Source organism: Yersinia hibernica, assembly GCF_004124235.1.
GTDB classification, from domain to species: domain Bacteria; phylum Pseudomonadota; class Gammaproteobacteria; order Enterobacterales; family Enterobacteriaceae; genus Yersinia; species Yersinia hibernica.
The window spans coordinates 334,776-352,621 of the sequence record NZ_CP032487.1; the positions used below are offsets into that span (position 1 = coordinate 334,776).

The following is a 17,846-nucleotide window of genomic DNA, read 5'->3' on the forward strand; positions in this document are numbered from 1 at the left end:
TCAGCCCCCGGCAATTGCTTGGAATAGCAAAATGTTATCTCCCTCGCGTAATTGACATTTTTCCCAGTCAATTCGAGGGATGATGACTTGATTCACCGCCAGCGCCGTCCCCGGCTGGTGGCGATTTAACTGATTGACTAACTTGTCAGCAGTGATATTGGCCTCTACTACGAATGGCTGGTCATTGAGCACAATGTGCATATGGTTTATCGTCACCATCCACCTCCACAGGCGGGGCAATGTGCTGCCCGCACAAGTTGTAAGGTGCTCCAGCTCTGTTGTTTGCCATCAAATAAGCGCAGTTTGCCGCTTAATGGCGACGGCAATCCCGCTAACATTTTGATGGCTTCCAGTGCTTGCAAAGTGCCAATCACCCCCACCACCGGCCCCAATACACCGGCGGTGCGGCAATTTCGCTGTGGCAGTTCTTTGTCGGGATAAAGACAGGCATAGCAACCATGGGAATAGGGCGGTTCAATCACCAGCAACTGGCCACTGAACCCCACCGCACTGCCGCTAATTAAGGGTTTTTGTGCTTTGATGCAGGCGGCATTCACCTGATGGCGCGTCTCCATGTTGTCACTGCAATCCAGCACTAAATCGACGCCCGCGACGGCATCAATCAATGCTTTACCCACTAACCGCGTATCAACGACGATAGTTTCAATTAATGGATTGAGACTTCGCAGATGGTGCTGTGCGAGTCGGGCTTTATTTTTGCTGGCCGAGGTCTGGTTAAGGTCGGTGCTGCGATACAAGATTTGGCGCTGCAAATTGGTCAGCTCGAGCGAGTCATCGTCAGCCAATAACAATTTGCCCACGCCAGCGGCAGCCAGATAAAGCGCGGCCGGGGCACCCAGCCCCCCGAGTCCGACCATCAGCACACTGGCACTTTTTAGCTGCAACTGACCCGCTGGGCCAATATCTTCGAGTAACAATTGGCGGCTGTAGCGCAAGAATTCACTGTCACTCAGTTCAGGCGTGTCTATCATCGCTCAGCTCCTTACCCTCAATCAGGTGCAGCAATTGTGCGGTGGCTTGCTGCCAATCATCAGCCTGAGTTATGGCACTGACCACCGCCACACTGCCGACACCGGTGGCCAATACCGCAGGGACGCGCGCAATGCTGATGCCACCGATAGCCACGGTGGGGTAATCCGGGGTGTTATCGACCATCTGCTTGAGTACTGCCAACCCTTGGGGGGATGACGGCATCTGCTTGGTTTGTGTCGGGAATATATGCCCCATGGCAATATAAGAGGGCCGCACTGCTTTGGCGATTGCCAGCTCATGCTCATCATGGGTAGAGACGCCGAGCCGCAACCCGGCCCGCTGAATGGCAGCTAAATCAGTGGCTTCCAGATCTTCCTGCCCCAGATGAACACCATAAGCGCCGTGCTTAATGGCCAGCCGCCAATAATCATTGATAAATAAGCGCGCCTGATAACGTTTGCCCAGTTCAATGGCGGCGGCAATATCTTGTTCGACTTGTGCATCGGCTAAATCTTTAATGCGCAATTGAATGGTGGTCACACCCACGGCCAGCAGCCGCTCTATCCACAACAATGAGTCGACAACCGGATATAGCCCAAGGCGCTGCTTGGTGATTGGGAAACCTTGTTCAGCAGAAAATGAAGCATTATCAGATGGGTTCATTATTGGCCTCCGTGGTCAGATGGGCTGGGCGGTGATATAGCTCACTGCCACGGGAGCGGAACTCGGCTGACATCTGCTCCATACCGGATTGTAAAATCTCAATGGGGTGAGCCGCAGTTTCTTGCGCTGCCGCCAATTCTTGCTTAGCCGCATAGTCGCGCACCTCCTGCGAAATCTTCATGGAGCAGAATTTCGGCCCACACATTGAGCAGAAATGCGCCACTTTGCCGGACTCTTGCGGCAGGGTTTCATCGTGATAAGCCCGCGCAGTGTCTGGATCAAGAGCCAAATTGAACTGATCTTCCCAGCGGAATTCGAAGCGGGCTTTTGACATGGCATTATCGCGGATCTGTGCGCCGGGGTGGCCCTTGGCCAGATCTGCCGCATGAGCAGCAATTTTATAAGTGATAAGCCCTTGCTTTACATCATCTTTGTTGGGTAGGCCAAGGTGCTCTTTCGGGGTGACATAACACAGCATGGCGCAACCAAACCAGCCAATCATGGCGGCGCCAATACCCGAGGTGAAGTGGTCATAGCCGGGGGCAATATCTGTGGTCAATGGGCCTAAGGTATAAAATGGTGCTTCGTGGCAATGCTCCAGCTCCTCGGTCATGTTGCGGCGAATCATCTGCATTGGCACATGCCCCGGGCCTTCAATCATCACCTGCACGTCATACTCCCAGGCAATTTTGGTCAATTCTCCGAGGGTATGCAGCTCGGCAAATTGGGCTTCATCATTGGCATCCTGAATAGATCCAGGACGCAGACCATCACCGAGTGATAATGAAACATCATAGGCGGCGCAAATTTGGCAAATCTCGCGAAAGTGCTGGTAGAGGAAGTTTTCCTGATGATGGGAGAGGCACCATTTCGCCATAATTGACCCACCACGGGAGACAATTCCGGTGAGCCGTTTGGCGGTCATCGGCACATAACGCAGCAACACGCCCGCATGAATCGTAAAGTAATCAACCCCTTGCTCGGCTTGTTCTAACAAGGTATCGCGGGATATCTCCCAGCTCAGGTTCTCCGCCACGCCATTGACTTTCTCCAGCGCCTGATAGATGGGCACGGTGCCGATAGGGACCGGACTGTTACGCAAAATCCATTCACGAGTTTCATGAATATAGCGGCCGGTGGACAAATCCATCACGGTATCTGCGCCCCAGCGGGTAGACCACACCAGCTTTTCCACTTCTTCTTCAATGGAGGATGTCACCGCTGAGTTACCAATGTTGGCGTTCACTTTCACCAAAAAGTTGCGACCAATAATCATCGGCTCAGATTCAGGGTGGTTAATATTGGCGGGAATTATGGCCCGACCAGCCGCCACTTCTTGGCGAACAAACTCCGGCGTGATGTTTTCCGGCAAGTTAGCACCAAAGGCTTGCCCGGGATGCTGGTGGCGTAAGACTTCACCGCGAATCCGCTCACGGCCCATATTTTCGCGAATGGCGATAAATTCCATCTCCGGCGTCACTTTACCGGCTCTGGCGTAATGCAATTGAGTCACGCATTTGCCATTAATGGCTTTTTGCGGGCGAGGCAAATGCTCAAAACGTAAATGATCCAAACCCTCATCAGCCAAACGTTGCTGAGTAAAGCCCGAGCTGAGGCTGGTCAGCGCCTCGGTATCCTGCCGGTCGGCTATCCAACTTGTGCGCAACTTGGGTAAGCCGGCATGGACATCCAGTTTAGCGCTCGGGTCGCCATAAGGGCCGGAGGTGTCATAAACCGGAATTGCTTGGTTATCTTCATAACTCGGCGTGTCTTTGCTGCCGCCGATCAATGTCGGGCTGAGCTGGATCTCGCGCATCGGAACTTGAATATCGGGGCGCGAGCCTTGCAGATAAATACGTCGCGAGTTGGGGAAAGTCACCCCTTGCAGGGTGTCGATAAATTGTTGTGCTTCGGCGCGCACTTGTTTTCGTGGGGTAACTTGACGCGCGGGTGATGAGTTTTGAGCAATATTTTTAGACATAGCAAATTCCTACCAGTGTGGTTTATAGGGAAAATTGCTTGTCTGGAGCTTGGCGGGAGTAACGATGTTTGCCAGTGAACGGCCGCCACCGGTAAGGGGAGGACGGGCCTGTAGCGATAAATTACTCTTGTTCCCTTCGCGGGTATTAACCCGATCAGGTTCCGCGGATCCCGAATTAACGGTCTCAGCCTGCGTTTGCTTCCCTAAGAAAGCAGGTGCTAGGCACTCCGACAAGAGCCCTTACTATACGAGGTTGAATTAAAACTACAAGCCCGTGCTGATGTGGGTTATTTGACCTGGCCTGCTTGCCCCACTGGCTGAGCGGCTTGCCATGACTCGGCGGCCCATTGAATTAATTGATCTTCTAGCCTGAATCTGGCATCGAGTGCTTCGCCGATATCGGATAAAGCCTGTTGAAACTCAGTGCAGCTATCTTGGTCTATCTCAATGTTTGTATAACGATCATGAAATGCCATGATAGTTTGAGTGTTATTTTTTAACGCGGGATACACTTTGGTCGTCAGCGCCATTTTTGGGCTGGACGCCCCTTCTACCTGTTTGATAATTCTATCGTAGATATGAAAATGCCCGGAGGAGAGATAATCCACCAGGTTATAGCAAAAGTTCTCCAGCGCTTTCTCATTAAGCGGGGTATGCTTTTCTTTTTGCGGCTTAATACCGATCACTGTGCAATACGAAACGAGCAGTTCTTTACGTGCATGAAGCCATTGATCAATTAATTCATTACTGCCGCCAACGCGTTGAGTCAGGCTTTCCAGTCGGTTTAGCATGAGCGACTCCATGTGTAAGAATACATTAATATGGGTTACAAAAATGTAACAAGCCGGATTCTAGATTGCCAGTGAAGTCGAGGTTGTGCAACAACGATATGGAACTACAACTTACAGGTAAAGAAAGTGGCTGGTGGATTGTCAGTCATGAAAACAAATTATGGCTACCAAAAGGGGAATTGCCGCAAGGTCATGCCGCCAATTGGTCATTACAGGGCGCAACCGCCAGACAGATTGGTGAATGGCAAGGGCAGGATGTTTGGCTTATTCGCCAACAGATGTCCACCGACATGGGATCAGTACGACAATTACTGGATGTCGATCGCGGCTTGTTCCAATTAGCGGGGCGTGGGGTGCAATTAGCGGAGTTTTACCGATCTCACCGCTATTGTGGCTATTGTGGCCATCAAATGCATGCCAGCCGCACTGAATGGGCCTGCCTGTGTAATCACTGTCGTGAACGTTATTATCCGCAAATTGCCCCTTGCGTGATTGTGGCCATTCGCCGTGGCGATGAAATTTTATTGGCGCAGCATGTTCGTCATCGCGGTGGCATTAACACCGTATTGGCCGGGTTTGTCGAAGTGGGCGAAACACTGGAGCAGGCGGTGTCCCGTGAAGTGTTGGAAGAAAGTAATATCCACATTAAAAACCTGCGTTATGTGACATCGCAGCCGTGGCCATTCCCGCATTCACTGATGATGGCGTTTATGGCGGAGTATGCCAGCGGTGAGCTGCGCCATGATCCTAAGGAGCTGCTAAATGCCGGTTGGTATCGCTATGACCAATTACCCTTGCTGCCGCCGCCAGGCACCGTGGCACGCCGATTGATTGAAGATACCGTTGTTTTATGTCGTGAAGAGCGGGAAGATGCCAGCCAATAGCTAAAAACCCTCTTTAGCCCCCGCAGGAAAGTATTATCGGGCATGCTACAATGCGGGCAGATAATCAAGGAGCTTTGTCATGAATGAGTTGAAAAACGATCGTTATCTGCGTGCGTTATTGCGCCAGCCGGTAGATGTCACGCCGGTGTGGATGATGCGCCAAGCCGGCCGCTATTTGCCAGAATATAAAGCCACCCGTGCTATTGCCGGGGATTTTATGTCGCTGTGCAAAAATGCAGAGCTGGCCTGTGAAGTGACGATGCAGCCACTGCGTCGTTATCCGCTGGATGCGGCGATTTTATTTTCCGACATTCTGACCATTCCTGATGCCATGGGGCTGGGGCTTTACTTTGAAACCGGCGAAGGCCCGCGTTTCCACTCGCCAATCACCTGCCGTGCTGATGTTGAAAAACTGCCGATTCCCGATCCTGAACAAGAATTGGGTTATGTTATGAATGCGGTAAGAACCATTCGCCGTGAATTGGCAGGAGCGGTGCCATTAATCGGTTTCTCCGGCAGCCCGTGGACACTGGCGACCTATATGGTCGAGGGCGGTAGTAGCAAGGCCTTCACTAAACTGAAGAAAATGATGTATGCCGAGCCACAAACTTTGCATCTGTTGCTGGATAAACTGGCCGACAGTGTGATTTTGTATCTCAATGCTCAAATTAAAGCGGGTGCGCAATCCGTGATGATCTTTGATACTTGGGGCGGCGTTCTGACTGGTCGTGATTATCTCGAATTCTCCTTGAATTACATGCATAAAATCGTCGACGGCCTGATCCGTGAAAATGACGGGCGGCGGGTGCCAGTGACTTTGTTCACCAAAGGTGGTGGGCAATGGCTGGAGGCGATGGCGGCGACCGGCTGTGATGCTTTGGGGCTGGATTGGACTACGGATATTGCTGATGCACGCCATCGTGTGGGCGCTAAAGTTGCTCTGCAAGGTAATATGGACCCCTCCATCCTTTATGCACCACCGGCGCGGATTGAACAGGAAGTCGGCACGATTCTGGCCAGTTTCGGTCAGGGTGAGGGGCATGTCTTTAATCTGGGCCACGGCATTCATCAGGATGTTCCACCAGAGCATGCGGGGGCTTTTGTTAATGCGGTGCATCATTTATCCAAACCGTATCATCAATAAGTTAGCGAGCAACTAGACTGATGATTGATACGCAAGCGCTACGGGCAGAACAGCGGCAACGGGCATCTGAAGTGCGTCTTCAAGATGATATTGCTAGCAGCTCCGTGCGCTTTATTGCGGGGGCGGATGTAGGTTTTGAGCAGCAAGGGGAGGTCACCCGGGCTGCTATCGCTATCTTACGTTACCCTTCGCTTGAGCTAGTGGAGTATCAGGTTGCTCGAGTCGCAACTGCATTGCCGTATATCCCCGGTTTACTTTCTTTTCGTGAATATCCTGCATTATTAGCCGCCTGGCAGCAGCTACAGCAGCGGCCTGATTTGGTTTTTGTCGATGGACAGGGCATTGCACATCCCCGCCGTTTAGGGGTTGCCAGCCATTTTGGCTTGCTGGTTGATGTCCCGACCATTGGTGTTGCCAAAAGCCGCCTATGCGGGCACTTTGAGCCATTAGGCCACGAGAATGGCGCATTACAGCCATTAGTTGATGCGGACGAACAGCTTGGGTGGGTATGGCGCAGTAAAGCGCGTTGTAACCCGCTGTTCATTTCACCCGGTCACCGAGTGAGTGTTGGCAGTGCATTGGCGTGGGTTCAGCACTGTATGGCGGGTTATCGCTTGCCGGAACCCACTCGTTGGGCGGATGCTATCGCATCAAACCGCCCGCAATTTCAGCGTTGGATATGGAAAAATCCTGATTTTCTTGGCAAACATAGGGATATGATTTAATTTCGGGTACACTGCCGCGCAGATAATGAATAATGAGAACTCATCATGATACGTAATCCGATTCATCTACGTCTCGAAAAGCTGGAGAGTTGGCAACACCTGACTTTCATGGCCTGCCTGTGCGAGCGGATGTATCCCAACTATCAGCAATTTTGTCTGGAGACCGAGTTCGGTGACCCGGCCGTTTACCGACGTATTCTGGATCTTATCTGGGAAACATTGGTGGTCAAAGACGCTAAGGTCAATTTTGATAGCCAGTTAGAGAAATTGGAAGAGGCAATTCCCTCCGCTGATGACTATGCTATCTACGGCGTATATCCGGCTATTGATGCGTGTATTGCATTGAGTGAAGCTATTCATTCGCGTTTGAGTGGTGAAACATTAGAACACGCCATTGCTATCAGTGAGACGTCAATCCGCACTGTTGCGATGTTAGAAATGACATTAGCCGGTAAAGAAATGACCGATGAAGAGCTGAAAATCTTGCCCGCAATTGAAGAAGAGTGGGATATCCAATGGGAGATTTTCCGCTTGTTAGCAGACTGCGAAGAGCGCGACCTTGATCTGATTAAAGGGTTACGATCTGACCTACGGGAAGCGGCTGTAAGTAACATTGGCATAAATTTAACGCAATAAGGCAAGAAAACGTGATTTAACGCCTGATTTGTCACGTCTTAAGGCTTCACATCTGCCCCCTGTCTGTTCTACATTTGGGGGGCGAAAAAAAGTGGCTATCGGTGCGTGTATGCAGGAGAGTGCTGTCAATCGGCATATCCGTCGCACTTGATGCTTTGCAAACGATAAACACACTGTAAGGATAACTTATGAATAAGACTCAACTGATTGACGTAATTGCGGACAAAGCGGACCTTTCTAAAGCACAAGCAAAAGCTGCTCTGGAGTCCACACTGGCGGCAATTACCGAATCTCTGAAAGACGGTGATCCAGTACAATTGGTTGGTTTCGGTACTTTCAAAGTAAACCATCGTAATGAGCGCACTGGCCGCAACCCACAAACCGGTAAAGAAATCAAAATTGCTGCAGCTAATGTGCCAGCGTTTGTTTCTGGTAAAGCACTGAAAGACTCTGTTAAATAATAGTGTGTCAGTGAAAATAATAGACAGGGGGGTGGCAAAGCCCCTTTTGTTTATGCGGCGGGTGCTGATGTCCCTCGGTTTAGCCTTAGGTCTCAGCGCCTGTAGCAATCATTCCAGCCCTCCCCAATTCAGTGCCAGCGGCTATATCGCAGATAGCGGCGTGGTTCGCTTGTGGCGTCAGGATAATGCACAGCAGCAACCACAAGTGCTGATGAGTGTCTACAGCCCCTATTCTGGGGATAACACCCGCGTGACTTTCTACGAATATCAAAATGGTGTGTTACGGGAAATCCGGCGCAATGACTTGGGCTTGGCGCCACAAAGTGTTGAATTACGTTTTGATGAGCAAGGGCAGGTGAGTTTTATGCAACGCCAGTTGGCAACACGGCGCGAGCAACTCTCTGCGGATAATATTGCGGTTTATCAATTGGAAGCCAAGCGAATTCTCGAGTTGAGCAGCGCACTGCGTGCTGGCAAAATCAGCTTAATTCAGGGGCGTTGGCAGGACGGCATAGTGACGACCTGTGCTGGGAAAACGTTACGCCTGAGTCTGGATGATAATGCGCAAGCATGGTTAAGCAAACGCGGCGCAAACAGTGCAGAAGCTTTAGGGGTCGCGTGGTTGGATTCACCGGAAGGTCAGCAATTATTATTGGTGGCTAATCAGGACTTTTGCCGCTGGGAACCTAGCGCGGGCAGTTTGTAATATCAATATAAAGGGCACAGCGCACTGTACCCTTTGAAAGTGATAGTTTTTATCTCTAGCGCGAGTTATTTTCCGCGCGCAATCGCCCGATAGCCAATATCTTTACGGCAGAAAGCGCCATCCCACTGAATACTCTCAGCAAGTTGATAGGCATGTTGCTGTGCTTGAGCGACAGTGGCACCGAGTGCCGTGACACACAATACGCGCCCCCCGCTAGTGACAACATTATGCTGGTCATCCAGCTTGGTGCCGGCGTGGAATACTTTCCCGTCAGTCACTTCTTGCTGGGGTAAGCCATGAATAACATCACCTTGGCGATAATCAGCCGGATAACCACCGGCGGCCAGCACCACACCCAGTGACGGGCGTTCATCCCACTCGGAGGTTTTCTCATTCAACTTGCCCTGTGCCCCGGCGAGACAGAGCTCAACCAAGTCTGAACGCATCCGCAGCATGATGGGTTGAGTTTCTGGATCACCAAAGCGGCAGTTGAATTCAATGACTTTGGGTTGCCCATCAGCAGAAATCATCAAGCCGGCATAGAGGAAGCCGGTATACACATTGCCTTCCGCCGCCATACCGCGCACGGTTGGCCAGATGACCTGGTCCATGACGCGCTGATGAACTTCATCAGTCACCACTGGTGCCGGGGAATAAGCCCCCATGCCGCCAGTATTCGGGCCGCTATCACCATCACCAACACGTTTATGGTCTTGGCTGGTGGCCATCGGCAACACGTTTTTGCCGTCAACCATGACAATAAAACTGGCTTCTTCACCCTCTAAGAACTCTTCCACCACGATACGATGGCCAGCATCACCAAATGCATTGCCCGCCAACATGTCATGCACCGCAGTTTCCGCCTCTTCCAGTGTCATGGCGACAATCACGCCTTTACCGGCAGCCAAACCATCGGCCTTAATCACTATTGGCGCGCCAATCTTGCGAACATAGGCTAAAGCCGGTGCTACCTCGGTAAAGTTTTGGTAAAACGCGGTGGGAATATGGTGGCGAGCCAAGAAATCCTTGGTGAAAGCCTTGGACCCCTCTAATTGCGCTGCCGCTTGCGTCGGACCAAAGATGGTCAGGCCAGCCGCGCGAAAAGCATCAACCACACCGATAACCAGCGGTGCTTCTGGGCCAACGATGGTTAAGCCGATATCGTGGCTCTGCGCAAAAGCCAGCAAACCCGCGACATCGGTGGCGGCGATATCCACATTCTCGAGGGTTGGCTCCAGCGCCGTACCAGCATTACCTGGCGCGACATAAATTTTATCCGCTAAAGGTGACTGCGCAGCTTTCCAGCCCAGCGCATGCTCACGCCCGCCATTACCAATAATTAAAATATTCATTTGAATGACTCCGTTAAGCGGTTTAATTAATGACGGAAATGGCGCATGTCGGTGAAGATCATAGCAATACCGTGTTCATCCGCGGCAGCAATAACTTCATCATCACGAATTGAGCCGCCCGGCTGGATGACGCAAGTGATGCCCACGGCTGCCGCAGCATCAATACCATCGCGGAACGGGAAGAAAGCATCAGAGGCCATGGCGGAACCCGCCACCTGCAAACCTTCGTCGGCCGCTTTGATGCCCGCTATTTTAGCGGAATACACGCGGCTCATTTGGCCTGCGCCTATGCCGATAGTCATATTGTCGCGCGCATAAACAATGGCGTTGGATTTAACGAACTTAGCCACTTTCCAGCAGAACAGCGCATCGCGCAGTTCTTGCTCGGTGGGCTGGCGTTTGGATACCACGCGCAGGTCTGCGGCGATCACCATACCCAAATCGCGGTCTTGCACCAACAAACCGCCATTAACGCGCTTGAAGTCCAGACCGGCAGTGCGGGCTTGCCACTGGCCACAAGTCAGCACGCGGACATTCTGTTTGGCGGCTAGCAGCGCCAGGGCTTCAGCACTGACTGAGGGGGCAATAATCACTTCAACAAACTGGCGGCTGATAATGGCACTGGCGGTTGCGGCATCCAGCTCACGGTTAAAGGCGATAATGCCGCCGAAAGCTGATGTTGGGTCCGTTTTATAGGCTTTGTCATAAGCCGCCAGTAGGGAATCAGCAATCGCCACGCCGCATGGGTTGGCATGCTTGACAATCACACACGCGGGTTCGCTAAATTCTTTTACACACTCAAGTGCCGCATCGGTATCGGCAATGTTGTTATAGGACAGTGCCTTGCCCTGCAATTGTTGTGCAGTGGCCACGGAGGCTTCTTTCACATCTTCTTCTATATAGAAGGCGGCATGCTGGTGGCTGTTTTCACCGTAGCGCATATCTTGCTTCTTAATATAGTTAAGATTCAGAGTGCGGGGGAAGCGGCCTGAAGGTTGTTCAGTGTCACCATAATAAGGTGGCACCAGCGCGCCGAAGTAGTTGGCAATCATGCTGTCATAAGCGGCGGTGTGTTCGAAAGCTTTAATCGCCAGGTCGAAACGGGTGGGATAAGTCAGTGAGCCGTCATTCTCATCAAGCTCGGCAATAATGGCCGGATAATCACGGCTCTTAACCACAATGGCAACATCTTTATGGTTCTTGGCGGCGGAGCGCACCATGGTTGGGCCACCGATATCGATATTCTCAACCGCATCTTCCAGTGAACAATCAGGGCGGGCTACCGTCTGAGCGAATGGATATAAGTTCACGACCACAATATCAATTGGCTGAATGTCATGTTGGGCCATGATGCCGTCATCCTGACCGCGGCGGCCTAAAATGCCGCCATGCACTTTGGGATGCAAAGTCTTAACGCGGCCGTCCATCATTTCCGGAAAACCGGTGTAGTCTGAAACTTCCGTGACTGGCAAACCAGCATCAGCCAGCAGACGGGCAGTCCCACCCGTGGAAAGTAACTCGATACCACGTTGTGAAAGTGCAGTGGCGAATTCGATGATCCCGGCTTTATCAGAGACACTGAGTAGGGCGCGGCGGATTGGGCGGCGTTGTTGCATGGTTTTATCCCTTGGCTTTGGAGTCGCAGTTGTTCTTCACAATCAATTAATAGAGCGTTACGTGGATCTCTTCTATCTATATAGCGCTATAAAGAGAAGAACAGATTCAGATAACGTCCCAACTTTGCCAATGAGGTTACGTTTTTCAACGCGGGGAATTGTAGCGAAAACGATTGCGCGATGCTCGTCAATTTTGAGATCAGATTTAATCTGTGGATAAGTTTGTGTACAACCGGGTATAAGGCGGGGTTTTGCTGTGGAATGCAGCAAACAGTCATTTTTATTGAAATTAGCGGTTGCGGGCGGCGGAGAACTCCCTATAATGCGCATCCATCGAGACGGCACACAACGAATCAAGTAGTTAAGTGACCGGCAAAGAGAACAGAGAAATTCAACGAAATTAGTAGTTGACTCTGAATGAGGAAAGCGTAATATGCGCACCTCGCGTTACCAACCACGGGTTGCTAACGCACTGCTCTTTAACAATTTATCAGACAATCTGTGTGGGCACTCGCAAGACGATATCAAAGCCTGTTTCGGCAGGCAGAAATAATCAAAGTCTTGAAGAGTGACCAAAGCAGTACACATTTGAACTTCGGTTCGAATGCATATTTGCAGAAAGTAATCTTTGAGCATCGCCATTTCGATGGCAAATCAAACAAATCTTAAATTGAAGAGTTTGATCATGGCTCAGATTGAACGCTGGCGGCAGGCCTAACACATGCAAGTCGAGCGGCAGCGGGAAGTAGCTTGCTACTTTGCCGGCGAGCGGCGGACGGGTGAGTAATGTCTGGGAAACTGCCTGATGGAGGGGGATAACTACTGGAAACGGTAGCTAATACCGCATGACGTCTTCGGACCAAAGTGGGGGACCTTCGGGCCTCACGCCATCGGATGTGCCCAGATGGGATTAGCTAGTAGGTGGGGTAACGGCTCACCTAGGCGACGATCCCTAGCTGGTCTGAGAGGATGACCAGCCACACTGGAACTGAGACACGGTCCAGACTCCTACGGGAGGCAGCAGTGGGGAATATTGCACAATGGGCGCAAGCCTGATGCAGCCATGCCGCGTGTGTGAAGAAGGCCTTCGGGTTGTAAAGCACTTTCAGCGAGGAGGAAGGCATAAAGGTTAATAACCTTTGTGATTGACGTTACTCGCAGAAGAAGCACCGGCTAACTCCGTGCCAGCAGCCGCGGTAATACGGAGGGTGCAAGCGTTAATCGGAATTACTGGGCGTAAAGCGCACGCAGGCGGTTTGTTAAGTCAGATGTGAAATCCCCGCGCTTAACGTGGGAACTGCATTTGAAACTGGCAAGCTAGAGTCTTGTAGAGGGGGGTAGAATTCCAGGTGTAGCGGTGAAATGCGTAGAGATCTGGAGGAATACCGGTGGCGAAGGCGGCCCCCTGGACAAAGACTGACGCTCAGGTGCGAAAGCGTGGGGAGCAAACAGGATTAGATACCCTGGTAGTCCACGCTGTAAACGATGTCGACTTGGAGGTTGTGCCCTTGAGGCGTGGCTTCCGGAGCTAACGCGTTAAGTCGACCGCCTGGGGAGTACGGCCGCAAGGTTAAAACTCAAATGAATTGACGGGGGCCCGCACAAGCGGTGGAGCATGTGGTTTAATTCGATGCAACGCGAAGAACCTTACCTACTCTTGACATCCACAGAACTTAGCAGAGATGCTTCGGTGCCTTCGGGAACTGTGAGACAGGTGCTGCATGGCTGTCGTCAGCTCGTGTTGTGAAATGTTGGGTTAAGTCCCGCAACGAGCGCAACCCTTATCCTTTGTTGCCAGCACGTAATGGTGGGAACTCAAAGGAGACTGCCGGTGATAAACCGGAGGAAGGTGGGGATGACGTCAAGTCATCATGGCCCTTACGAGTAGGGCTACACACGTGCTACAATGGCAGATACAAAGTGAAGCGAACTCGCGAGAGCAAGCGGACCACATAAAGTCTGTCGTAGTCCGGATTGGAGTCTGCAACTCGACTCCATGAAGTCGGAATCGCTAGTAATCGTAGATCAGAATGCTACGGTGAATACGTTCCCGGGCCTTGTACACACCGCCCGTCACACCATGGGAGTGGGTTGCAAAAGAAGTAGGTAGCTTAACCTTCGGGAGGGCGCTTACCACTTTGTGATTCATGACTGGGGTGAAGTCGTAACAAGGTAACCGTAGGGGAACCTGCGGTTGGATCACCTCCTTACCTAAAGATACGCATTGCGCAGTGTCCACACAGATTGTCTGATAGAAAGTAAACGAGCAAGAGCACCTGTTGATGTTGTGAGTATTGACTCACAATGACACAAGAAACGATTAAGATTTTATCATTTAGTCGGAATTTCCTGTGTCCCCATCGTCTAGAGGCCTAGGACACTGCCCTTTCACGGCTGTAACAGGGGTTCGAATCCCCTTGGGGACGCCACTCCGATAATGTGTGAAAGACATTATCAACCGGTTCTTTATGAACTGAAAATAACTTAAAGATGACTTTAACAAGTCGTGTTTAAGATATTGCTCTTTAACAATCTGGAACAAGCTGAAAATTGAAACATGACAGCTGAAACTTATCTCTCCGTAGAAGTGCTGAGATAAGGATTAACCTGTCATAGAGTCTCTCAAATAATCGCAATGCGACGATGTCGAAAGACACCTTCGGGTTGTGAGGTTAAGCGACTAAGCGTACACGGTGGATGCCTAGGCAGTCAGAGGCGATGAAGGGCGTGCTAATCTGCGAAAAGCGTCGGTAAGGTGATATGAACCGTTACAACCGACGATACCCGAATGGGGAAACCCAGTGCAATTCGTTGCACTATTGCATGGTGAATACATAGCCATGCAAGGCGAACCGGGGGAACTGAAACATCTAAGTACCCCGAGGAAAAGAAATCAACCGAGATTCCCCCAGTAGCGGCGAGCGAACGGGGAGGAGCCCAGAGTCTGAATCAGTTTGTGTGTTAGTGGAAGCGTCTGGAAAGTCGCACGGTACAGGGTGATAGTCCCGTACACAAAAATACACTTGCTGTGAACTCGATGAGTAGGGCGGGACACGTGACATCCTGTCTGAATATGGGGGGACCATCCTCCAAGGCTAAATACTCCTGACTGACCGATAGTGAACCAGTACCGTGAGGGAAAGGCGAAAAGAACCCCGGCGAGGGGAGTGAAATAGAACCTGAAACCGTGTACGTACAAGCAGTGGGAGCACCTTCGTGGTGTGACTGCGTACCTTTTGTATAATGGGTCAGCGACTTATATTTTGTAGCAAGGTTAACCGAATAGGGGAGCCGTAGGGAAACCGAGTCTTAACTGGGCGTCTAGTTGCAAGGTATAGACCCGAAACCCGGTGATCTAGCCATGGGCAGGTTGAAGGTTGGGTAACACTAACTGGAGGACCGAACCGACTAATGTTGAAAAATTAGCGGATGACTTGTGGCTGGGGGTGAAAGGCCAATCAAACCGGGAGATAGCTGGTTCTCCCCGAAAGCTATTTAGGTAGCGCCTCGTGAACTCATCTTCGGGGGTAGAGCACTGTTTCGGCTAGGGGGCCATCCCGGCTTACCAAACCGATGCAAACTCCGAATACCGAAGAATGTTATCACGGGAGACACACGGCGGGTGCTAACGTCCGTCGTGAAGAGGGAAACAACCCAGACCGCCAGCTAAGGTCCCAAAGTCATGGTTAAGTGGGAAACGATGTGGGAAGGCATAGACAGCCAGGATGTTGGCTTAGAAGCAGCCATCATTTAAAGAAAGCGTAATAGCTCACTGGTCGAGTCGGCCTGCGCGGAAGATGTAACGGGGCTAAACCATGCACCGAAGCTGCGGCAGCGACGCTTAGGCGTTGTTGGGTAGGGGAGCGTTCTGTAAGCCGTTGAAGGTGAACTGTGAGGTTTGCTGGAGGTATCAGAAGTGCGAATGCTGACATAAGTAACGATAATGCGGGTGAAAAGCCCGCACGCCGGAAGACCAAGGGTTCCTGTCCAACGTTAATCGGGGCAGGGTGAGTCGACCCCTAAGGCGAGGCTGAAAAGCGTAGTCGATGGGAAACAGGTTAATATTCCTGTACTTGGTGTTACTGCGAAGGGGGGACGGAGAAGGCTAGGCTAGCCGGGCGACGGTTGTCCCGGTTTAAGCATGTAGGCGGAGTGACTTGGTAAATCCGGTTGCTTATCAACGCTGAGGTGTGATGACGAGCCACTACGGTGGTGAAGTAGTTGATGCCAAGCTTCCAGGAAAAGCCTCTAAGCATCAGGTAACATTAAATCGTACCCCAAACCGACACAGGTGGTCAGGTAGAGAATACTCAGGCGCTTGAGAGAACTCGGGTGAAGGAACTAGGCAAAATGGTGCCGTAACTTCGGGAGAAGGCACGCTGGCATTAGGTAAAGAGACTTGCTCTCGGCGCCGAAGCCAGTCGAAGATACCAGCTGGCTGCAACTGTTTAATAAAAACACAGCACTGTGCAAACACGAAAGTGGACGTATACGGTGTGACGCCTGCCCGGTGCTGGAAGGTTAATTGATGGGGTCAGCCGCAAGGCGAAGCTCTTGATCGAAGCCCCAGTAAACGGCGGCCGTAACTATAACGGTCCTAAGGTAGCGAAATTCCTTGTCGGGTAAGTTCCGACCTGCACGAATGGCGTAATGATGGCCAGGCTGTCTCCACCCGAGACTCAGTGAAATTGAACTCGCTGTGAAGATGCAGTGTACCCGCGGCAAGACGGAAAGACCCCGTGAACCTTTACTATAGCTTGACACTGAACATTGAGCCTTGATGTGTAGGATAGGTGGGAGGCATCGAAGCGTGGACGCCAGTCTGCGTGGAGCCAACCTTGAAATACCACCCTTTAATGTTTGATGTTCTAACTCGGCCCCATAATCTGGGGTGAGGACAGTGTCTGGTGGGTAGTTTGACTGGGGCGGTCTCCTCCCAAAGAGTAACGGAGGAGCACGAAGGTTAGCTAATCACGGTCGGACATCGTGAGGTTAGTGCAAAGGCATAAGCTAGCTTGACTGCGAGAGTGACGGCTCGAGCAGGTACGAAAGTAGGTCTTAGTGATCCGGTGGTTCTGAATGGAAGGGCCATCGCTCAACGGATAAAAGGTACTCCGGGGATAACAGGCTGATACCGCCCAAGAGTTCATATCGACGGCGGTGTTTGGCACCTCGATGTCGGCTCATCACATCCTGGGGCTGAAGTAGGTCCCAAGGGTATGGCTGTTCGCCATTTAAAGTGGTACGCGAGCTGGGTTTAGAACGTCGTGAGACAGTTCGGTCCCTATCTGCCGTGGGCGTTGGAAGATTGAGAGGGGCTGCTCCTAGTACGAGAGGACCGGAGTGGACGAATCACTGGTGTTCGGGTTGTCATGCCAATGGCATTGCCCGGTAGCTAAATTCGGAAGAGATAACCGCTGAAAGCATCTAAGCGGGAAACTTGCCTCGAGATGAGTCTTCCCTGGGGCTTTAAGCCCCCTGAAGGAACGTTAAAGACTATGACGTTGATAGGCTGGGTGTGTAAGTGCAGCGATGCATTGAGCTAACCAGTACTAATGATCCGTGAGGCTTAACCTTACAACACCGAAGGTGTTTTAGAGAGAATTTGATTTTCAGCGATGTTTACAGATTGGATTAACTGGCTGCGTGATGATTATCATGGAGCGGGTTGATTAAAACAGAATTTGCCTGGCGGCCATAGCGCGGTGGGACCACCTGAACCCATGCCGAACTCAGAAGTGAAACGCCGTAGCGCCGATGGTAGTGTGGGGTCTCCCCATGCGAGAGTAGGACACTGCCAGGCATCAAATCAAGTAAAGACCCCATGCCAAAAGCGTGGGGTTTTTGCTATGTGCGGGATATGAGAAAGAGAAGCCTTCTGCTGTGCAGAGGGC

At 51.5% G+C, this 17,846-nt stretch carries 13 protein-coding genes, 1 tRNA gene, 3 rRNA genes and 1 riboswitch; of the genes, 10 read left to right on the top strand and 7 right to left on the bottom strand.

Annotation, left to right across the window (positions count from 1 at the left end):
• The 5 genes from thiS to rsd all read right to left on the bottom strand — a co-directional run bounded on the left by thiS (nucleotide 1) and on the right by rsd (nucleotide 4,428).
• Entirely contained in the window at nucleotides 1-219 is a 219-nt protein-coding gene (gene thiS / locus D5F51_RS01570) for a sulfur carrier protein ThiS (RefSeq protein ID WP_391592422.1), read from the bottom strand.
• Entirely contained in the window at nucleotides 213-992 is a 780-nt protein-coding gene (locus D5F51_RS01575; protein WP_129195414.1) for a HesA/MoeB/ThiF family protein, read from the bottom strand. The genes thiS and D5F51_RS01575 overlap by 7 nt, the downstream gene beginning before the upstream one ends.
• Nucleotides 976-1,656 carry a thiamine phosphate synthase gene (gene thiE, locus D5F51_RS01580; RefSeq protein ID WP_162301666.1) on the bottom strand — a complete coding sequence of 227 codons (681 nt, stop codon included), beginning with the start codon at nucleotides 1,654-1,656 and terminating at the stop codon, nucleotides 976-978. The genes D5F51_RS01575 and thiE overlap by 17 nt, the downstream gene beginning before the upstream one ends.
• Nucleotides 1,643-3,637: a phosphomethylpyrimidine synthase ThiC gene (gene thiC, locus D5F51_RS01585; protein ID WP_162301667.1), complete on the bottom strand. Its 1,995-nt coding sequence runs from the start codon at nucleotides 3,635-3,637 to the stop codon at nucleotides 1,643-1,645. The genes thiE and thiC overlap by 14 nt, the downstream gene beginning before the upstream one ends.
• Before the next feature lie 114 nt (nucleotides 3,638-3,751).
• Nucleotides 3,752-3,877: riboswitch (TPP riboswitch) on the bottom strand.
• Between the two features lie 47 nt (nucleotides 3,878-3,924).
• Nucleotides 3,925-4,428, bottom strand: coding sequence for a sigma D regulator (rsd, locus tag D5F51_RS01590; protein ID WP_129195415.1), 504 nt, complete (start codon nucleotides 4,426-4,428; stop codon nucleotides 3,925-3,927).
• A 98-nt stretch (nucleotides 4,429-4,526) separates the two neighbouring features.
• On the opposite strand from rsd, the gene nudC reads away from it, so the two are divergent.
• From nudC to D5F51_RS01620, 6 genes are all read left to right on the top strand, one after another.
• Complete coding sequence (gene nudC / locus D5F51_RS01595; RefSeq protein ID WP_129195416.1) at nucleotides 4,527-5,312, top strand: NAD(+) diphosphatase; 786 nt, start codon at nucleotides 4,527-4,529, stop codon at nucleotides 5,310-5,312.
• Nucleotides 5,313-5,391: 79 nt separating this feature from the next.
• Nucleotides 5,392-6,456: a uroporphyrinogen decarboxylase gene (hemE, locus tag D5F51_RS01600; protein ID WP_129195417.1), complete on the top strand. Its 1,065-nt coding sequence runs from the start codon at nucleotides 5,392-5,394 to the stop codon at nucleotides 6,454-6,456.
• A 20-nt stretch (nucleotides 6,457-6,476) separates the two neighbouring features.
• Complete coding sequence (gene nfi / locus D5F51_RS01605; protein ID WP_129195418.1) at nucleotides 6,477-7,181, top strand: deoxyribonuclease V; 705 nt, start codon at nucleotides 6,477-6,479, stop codon at nucleotides 7,179-7,181.
• Between the two features lie 45 nt (nucleotides 7,182-7,226).
• Nucleotides 7,227-7,817 carry a YjaG family protein gene (locus D5F51_RS01610; RefSeq protein ID WP_005166074.1) on the top strand — a complete coding sequence of 197 codons (591 nt, stop codon included), beginning with the start codon at nucleotides 7,227-7,229 and terminating at the stop codon, nucleotides 7,815-7,817.
• Between the two features lie 188 nt (nucleotides 7,818-8,005).
• Complete coding sequence (gene hupA, locus D5F51_RS01615) at nucleotides 8,006-8,278, top strand: nucleoid-associated protein HU-alpha (RefSeq protein WP_025379818.1); 273 nt, start codon at nucleotides 8,006-8,008, stop codon at nucleotides 8,276-8,278.
• A gap of 52 nt (nucleotides 8,279-8,330) precedes the next feature.
• Nucleotides 8,331-8,984, top strand: coding sequence for a DUF1481 domain-containing protein (locus D5F51_RS01620; RefSeq protein WP_025379817.1), 654 nt, complete (start codon nucleotides 8,331-8,333; stop codon nucleotides 8,982-8,984).
• Nucleotides 8,985-9,049: 65 nt separating this feature from the next.
• Here D5F51_RS01620 and purD read toward each other — a convergent pair whose 3' ends face one another.
• Together purD and purH are read right to left on the bottom strand one after the other, a co-directional pair.
• Nucleotides 9,050-10,336, bottom strand: coding sequence for a phosphoribosylamine--glycine ligase (purD, locus tag D5F51_RS01625; protein WP_129195419.1), 1,287 nt, complete (start codon nucleotides 10,334-10,336; stop codon nucleotides 9,050-9,052).
• A 26-nt stretch (nucleotides 10,337-10,362) separates the two neighbouring features.
• Nucleotides 10,363-11,952 carry a bifunctional phosphoribosylaminoimidazolecarboxamide formyltransferase/IMP cyclohydrolase gene (gene purH, locus D5F51_RS01630; protein ID WP_129195420.1) on the bottom strand — a complete coding sequence of 530 codons (1,590 nt, stop codon included), beginning with the start codon at nucleotides 11,950-11,952 and terminating at the stop codon, nucleotides 10,363-10,365.
• A 667-nt stretch (nucleotides 11,953-12,619) separates the two neighbouring features.
• On the opposite strand from purH, the gene D5F51_RS01645 reads away from it, so the two are divergent.
• From D5F51_RS01645 to rrf, 4 genes are all read left to right on the top strand, one after another.
• Nucleotides 12,620-14,162, top strand: a 16S ribosomal RNA gene (locus D5F51_RS01645).
• Between the two features lie 143 nt (nucleotides 14,163-14,305).
• Nucleotides 14,306-14,381, top strand: a tRNA-Glu gene (locus D5F51_RS01650).
• Between the two features lie 241 nt (nucleotides 14,382-14,622).
• Nucleotides 14,623-17,529: ribosomal RNA gene (locus D5F51_RS01655) — 23S ribosomal RNA — on the top strand.
• Between the two features lie 110 nt (nucleotides 17,530-17,639).
• Nucleotides 17,640-17,755: ribosomal RNA gene (gene rrf, locus D5F51_RS01660) — 5S ribosomal RNA — on the top strand.
• Together the 16S, 23S and 5S rRNA genes with 1 tRNA gene alongside form the textbook arrangement of a ribosomal RNA operon.
• Nucleotides 17,756-17,846 lie beyond the last annotated feature (91 nt).